The sequence below is a fragment of the Mesorhizobium sp. M7D.F.Ca.US.004.03.1.1 genome (assembly GCF_003998635.1).
GTDB lineage: Bacteria > Pseudomonadota > Alphaproteobacteria > Rhizobiales > Rhizobiaceae > Mesorhizobium > Mesorhizobium loti.
In genome coordinates this window covers 1-1,254 of sequence record NZ_RZQG01001297.1, presented here as the reverse complement: position 1 = coordinate 1,254, position 1,254 = coordinate 1, and the positions used below count along the sequence as shown (strand labels likewise).

Sequence of the window (1,254 nt, the reverse complement as noted above, 5' to 3'; positions counted from 1 at the left end):
GTATCGGCACCTGACATGTTCACCTAGAGTGAAATAAATCCGCAGAGTGCCGGGGGCGACATGGCGAAGACAGTTTCCGATACCAAGGCTGGTCCTGCGGCCGCGAAAGCCAAACCGCTGCCAAAGGTCTCGGCCGACGGGAAAACCATCCGCGCGCCGCTGACGCAGAACCCGCATGCCATTCGCGACACCCGCGAGAAAGTGCTGGAGGTCGCGATCGGCCGCGAGGTGCGCGCCTTCCGCAAGAAGCTCGGCATCACTGTCGCTGATCTCGCGGTCGCCACCGACATCTCGCTGGGCATGCTGTCGAAGATCGAGAACGGCATCACCTCGCCCTCCCTGACCACCTTGCAGGCGCTGTCGCGGGCGCTCGGCGTTCCGGTCACTGCCTTTTTCCGCCGCTTCGAGGAAGAGCGCAGCGCCGTCTTCGTCAAGGCCGGCCAAGGGCTCGATGTTGAGCGCCGGGGCACCCGTGCCGGCCACCAGTACAATCTGCTCGGCCATATCGGCTCGAACACCAGCGGCGTCGTCGTCGAACCCTATCTGATCACGCTGACAGAGGATTCCGACGTGTTCCCGACCTTCCAGCATGAGGGCATGGAGTTCCTCTACATGCTCGAAGGCGAAGTCGTTTACCGGCACGGCAGCAACCTCTACCCGATGAAGCCCGGCGACAGCCTGTTCTTCGACGCCGACGCGCCGCACGGGCCGGAGCAACTGACGAAGCTGCCGATGCGCTATCTGTCGATCATCTGCTATCCGCAGAGCGCGGGCTAAGCGGGACGCAAGCAGCCCCCTCAACCGGATTGCCAACCGAATTGCGAAGGGCAATTCGGGGCAATCCGACCTCTCCCCGAGGGGAGAGGAGGCTGGCGCCAGCGTTGGCGATCTCTTCTCCCCTCGGGGAGAAGGTGGCCGCATAGCGGCCGGATGAGGGGGCCTTGCTCAATCCGGCCCAAACCCCGAACTGGTCGCACTGCCGTCGTCGTGCTTCGACAGCCATTCGACCAGCGCCGGGCGATAGCGCGTCAGGCCCTTGTAGTTGGCGAGTTCGTCGGGCAGGTCGCGGATGACGCGGTGCAGGCGCCGTGCCCATTTCGGCTGCGTCACCAATTCGTCCATCTTGATCAGATAGCAGCGGATCGGGAAGACGATGCCGTTCGAGCGCGGCAGGCGCCAGAAGCTCTGCAGTTCGACCCGCAGATGCACCTTGTCGCCGACATTCTCCGGCGTCACCGTCGCCCGGTCCGGTCC

At 64.3% G+C, this 1,254-nt stretch carries 2 protein-coding genes; one reads left to right on the top strand and one right to left on the bottom strand.

Annotated elements, in window-relative coordinates; all coding sequences use genetic code 11:
• Window positions 1-60 precede the first annotated feature (60 nt).
• Window positions 61-777: an XRE family transcriptional regulator gene (locus tag EN935_RS36490; RefSeq protein ID WP_109661999.1), complete on the top strand. Its 717-nt coding sequence runs from the start codon at window positions 61-63 to the stop codon at window positions 775-777.
• 168 nt (window positions 778-945) lie between these two features.
• Here EN935_RS36490 and EN935_RS36485 read toward each other — a convergent pair.
• The coding region (locus tag EN935_RS36485; protein ID WP_127374259.1) for a heme-dependent oxidative N-demethylase subunit alpha family protein at window positions 946-1,254 on the bottom strand (309 nt) is incomplete at its 5' end.